The organism is Mesorhizobium sp. M4A.F.Ca.ET.090.04.2.1 (assembly GCF_003999085.1).
Lineage (GTDB): Bacteria > Pseudomonadota > Alphaproteobacteria > Rhizobiales > Rhizobiaceae > Mesorhizobium.
The window spans coordinates 1-4,035 of record NZ_RZOT01000549.1 but is presented as its reverse complement, the minus strand read 5'-3'; the positions used below and the strand labels follow the sequence as shown (position 1 = coordinate 4,035).

The window sequence follows — 4,035 nt, the reverse complement described above, 5'->3', positions numbered from 1 at the left end:
AGTCCATGCCGTCATGTTGATCCGGCCGGCGAAGCGGAAGCCGTCGAGGTCGAGGTGTTCGACTGACGCGATGTCAAAGCTTTTGGTGAGCGCCGCACCGAGCTTGTCGTTGATGATCGCCACTAGCAGAAACCGTTGCTCGTCCTTCTCGAGATGCGCGAAAAGGACGTGACCGCCCGTCGCCCCGGGCTTTCGGCGCGCCTGAACGGTCAGTGTCGTCATCAGCTTGGCCGTGAGCGTGGCGAAGTCCTTGAAGTCGCCCTTCCGGAACTCGTCAAGATAGGTCTGTGCCGGATAGTTGTCGGAGCTTGCCGCGAAGCGCCCGTGAGACTTCGAGGCGCGGCTCGCATACATGGCGTGCAGCTCGCCGACCACGCGCTCCACCGTTTCCGAGACCTTGAGGTGCGCGTTACCCGACACCGTTTCAAAACTCTCGGAATTCCTCTTCAGGTCGTGCACCGCGACCTGAATGACCTGCTCGACCATCGAATCCTCCCCCTCGTGATGGCAGTTATGCGAGACGTGAGGGCCCGAACGCAAGTGTTCGAAGGATTAGCAGACCGAATATCCACGCCATGCGTGTCGAAAGGCGGAACGTCTTTCGATCCGCTCATGGCCTACGATCGCAGCGCGGTTTGGATCTTCTTCCACTCAGGAATTTCATCGAAATGGTACTTACGCAGCCTCGTGAAAAGATCGAACGCGTGAAGGGTTCTTAGGATTAAGAGCGGGGCATTGAACGACGCCATTAGCACGCCCGAGAGAGTATCTTGCCGTTCAGCGAGCAACGCCTTGAGAACGACGATCTCGTTGCCGGGGTCTACGATCCAGGCTCCGGCATTGGCAACGAAGGTCACCGACACGGAGTCGGCAGCCGGGTGACCGATCTCGCAAAGTTTCGCGTAGGAACGGCTTTATGCCGGGAATCTTCATTCCATCCACGTGGTCGACGTACTGGAAGGTCTGCATCGCCTTGCGACTGCCGGTGTCTTTTCGGTCTTCAGCACCTTCCGGGCATGCGTGAAGTGTATCAGCGTGTCTTCCAACTCCTTAGCGGACAGCATGGGCTCCCCAGCCTGACCCGAAATCTCGGCTCGTATCGCATCCTTGTTGTAGGCGAGCGTCCGGGCCACTGGTCCCAGGCTGTGGTTTATATCGCCTGCGGATTCGATCAGGCTTCTACACGCCGACGCGCAGCCATATAGACTTCCCGCCTCATGTTCGCGGACCGCCACCTTGATCCACCTGGACGTACGGAACACCGATGCGACCGAAGCCATATGCGCCCGGTACAGCATCTCCGTCCAATAGATGTGCCCCATGTACGCCCGCCCGATCGATTCGTCGCGAGCCCTGTATTCGAAATCCGACAAGTCCTTGAAAGTGTACCTGTCTCTCATCAGATCAGGCGCAATGTCGTTGACGATGCGGCCGTAGAGTTCGGAATTCTTCCGAACACTGCGGACTTTTCTTAATGTCCAGATCGAGAGCTGGTGTCGAGGGCGAAACTTGGACCATGCAGCGATCGTCTTTCAAACACATCCTAACAGAGAAGCCGGACGCCATGCGAAGCACGTCGGTGACCGGCTGCTTTCGTATCTTCATTCGCCAAGACCCGACCGCCTACTGTCGGCCCAAACGGGACGTCTGAGTAGTGGCTCGCTGATCGCCACTCCTGGCGCAAAGCTGCCAATCGTTGTGCGGCGCCCTCGTCGACTTCGATCGACGAGCCGAAATTGCCTTGCTCCATCTAAAGTTTGAGCGATGAGTTAAAACCGATATGATTAGAAATATCGGTTTCAGCACCAAAGAGTGGCAACTCTGCGACGGCGGTTTTTCGACGGTCCTCGGGATAACGGCTCCGATTTCGACACTGAGGGAGGGTGCGCAAGAGGGCCAGCGGGATGTCGCAGGTGGTTAGCCCCGGTCGTGCACAATGCAATGTAGCCGTCCACCGACTTGCCCCACGAGTCCGCTTAGAAACGCTCTCCTCCCGTGATCCACAGTCCACACGTTGCTACCAGTTTACGCCGCACGAGCTAGTCAGGCCGCTTCCGCTTAACGAGGCTCTTCTTATTTTAGCCCAACACGATCTGCTCGCAGCGAAATGGCAACTAGGATGCGGCTTTGTGCTTCGACACCAACCCGCCCGGAGTATCAGGACCGAGGCAGCGTCCATGAAGAGTGACGCAATCTCGTATCCCCCACGAGGGCTATCTCGTGAGGAAGCAGCTCGTTACATCGGTGTCGGATCGACGCTTTTTGACGAGATGGTTGCCGATGGGCGTATGCCAAAGCCCAAGCGCATCAATAGCCGCGCTGTCTGGGATCGTGTAGCCTTGGATATCGCTTTCACCTCGTTGCCGGACAAAGACAGCGGCCTTCAAGAGCTGTTGGAACGAAGCAAACGGGGCGTGGAAAAAAGATAGCAACTACGCTCGTTGCGTATACGCTGCAGGCGTAGTACGATGATAGCCCGTGCGGAAGGCATGATGTGAACGAGAATGAGAAACTTGCGCAAGACGTGAAAGCATGGCGGGCAAAGGAAGGGTTTACTGCCGAAGCCGCGGCCAAGGTACTGGGAATACCGAGGCGCACCTTTGAAGGCATAGAGCAAGGAAGAGGGTTTCGTTACCCGGTGCTCCTGCGCGTTGCCATCAAAAGCAAAACCCTTTCGCTACGGGCGAGTCTGAAAGGGTCCCCCGGACTGAAAGGAGCATTTGATGGCTCGGCCATTTAAGGATGCCCGTTACCCTGGGGTATCTTCGCGCCTCAAGAACGGCAAGCTAATCTATCGCTACCGCGCAAAGGGCATGCCTGAAATCCGCCTTCCCGGTAAGCCCGGCGATCCCGAGTTCGAGGCGGCTTACGAGAAGGCCACGCAGGGTCAAGGCAAGAAGGCAGTTATCGTCGATTTGCCCGGTCGGGCACTGCCAAAAACCTTTGGTCATGCCGCGCGCCGGCTTGAAACGACAATGGAGTGGTTGGGCTTTGATGAAGCCACGCAGCAGAAGAATGCGCGACTGATTGAGCGTTTTCTCAACCTGCCGGTCGATCCCAACTACCCACTCACCTGGCGCAATACTCCTGTTGAACATCTCGACGCGGATCGGCTTCGCGCCATCATTGAAGGCATCTTCAGGACGAACCGCACAGTCGCCAAACACACGTTGGTCGCCATCAAGAAGCTTCTATGGGTCGCGACCGATGTCGAAAAATGGATCAAGCCGCAGGATGATCCGTCGCTATCTATCCGCGTGCGGGTGCCCAAATCGACCAAGAACCCAGCTTGGCCAATTGCGATGCGCGAAAAGTTCGAGGAGCGACACCCCATCGGTACAGCCGCGCGCACCTGCTATGCACTGGGGTTCTGGCTTGGAAATCGGCGCGGCGATATCGCTGCTCTTGAGTGGGACGATCTTTTAACCGAAGAGATCGAACTGTTCGACGGCTCGCTGGTGCTAATCGAGGCCTTTGATTTCCGCCAGAAGAAGAACCGCAACCGCCATGGCGGGCGGGAGATGTTCATTCCAGTCGTAGACAAACTAGCAACGGCCTTGGACCTGCTCGATCGCTCGAGAGGCGGCACGGTCTTAAAGAACGCCTATGGCAGGTCATTCTCGGAAAAGAGCCTGACCGGCATGATGCAGCACTGGACGCGGCAGGCGGGAATTCCAAGCGGCTACACGCTTCATGGCCTGCGCCGCACCTTCGGCACCTACCTCGCTGAATGCAACATCCAGGCGCGCGCCATCATGGAGGCGATGGGTCATTCCTCCATGACGGTAACAGATGAGTATGTGCGTGAGGCCAATAAGAAGCGGATCGCGGTTGATATTGCTCGTGCCATCAACGAGCGCGAGGCCAAACGCGACGCCATGAAGCGGCGGGCAAACCTCCGCATCGTCAGATAATCAAATCGAGTCGGAACAAACCGGGACCACGGTCCTGCTTTGGGCCCATAATGGGCCCAAAACGTTTTGGGCCGAGGGCACTTTTTGTGAATAAAAACAATGGTTATGGTGGGCCCGGAGG

At 57.2% G+C, this 4,035-nt stretch carries 6 protein-coding genes; 3 read left to right on the top strand and 3 right to left on the bottom strand.

Going from position 1 to position 4,035, the window contains the following annotated elements; genetic code table 11:
- The 3 genes from EN781_RS27795 to EN781_RS34910 all read right to left on the bottom strand — a co-directional run.
- On the bottom strand, window positions 1–486 hold a 486-nt coding region (locus tag EN781_RS27795), incomplete at its 3' end, for a nucleoid-associated protein (RefSeq protein ID WP_189347896.1).
- 131 nt (window positions 487–617) lie between these two features.
- Window positions 618–863, bottom strand: coding sequence for a hypothetical protein (locus EN781_RS27790; protein WP_126034262.1), 246 nt, complete (start codon window positions 861–863; stop codon window positions 618–620).
- 66 nt (window positions 864–929) lie between these two features.
- The gene (locus tag EN781_RS34910) at window positions 930–1,373 is read right to left on the bottom strand and encodes a hypothetical protein (RefSeq protein ID WP_127400526.1); all 444 of its coding nucleotides are present in this window, start codon (window positions 1,371–1,373) and stop codon (window positions 930–932) included.
- Window positions 1,374–2,177: 804 nt separating this feature from the next.
- Here EN781_RS34910 and EN781_RS27780 point away from each other — a divergent pair.
- The 3 genes from EN781_RS27780 (at window position 2,178) to EN781_RS27770 (ending at window position 3,914) form a co-directional block, all read left to right on the top strand.
- A complete protein-coding gene (locus tag EN781_RS27780) occupies window positions 2,178–2,429 on the top strand; it encodes a hypothetical protein (RefSeq protein ID WP_091595315.1) in 252 nt (83 codons plus the stop codon).
- Between the two features lie 65 nt (window positions 2,430–2,494).
- A complete protein-coding gene (locus EN781_RS27775; RefSeq protein ID WP_236387255.1) occupies window positions 2,495–2,740 on the top strand; it encodes a helix-turn-helix domain-containing protein in 246 nt (81 codons plus the stop codon).
- Complete coding sequence (locus EN781_RS27770; protein WP_091595079.1) at window positions 2,724–3,914, top strand: site-specific integrase; 1,191 nt, start codon at window positions 2,724–2,726, stop codon at window positions 3,912–3,914. Before EN781_RS27775 ends, EN781_RS27770 begins: the two co-directional genes overlap by 17 nt.
- Window positions 3,915–4,035 lie beyond the last annotated feature (121 nt).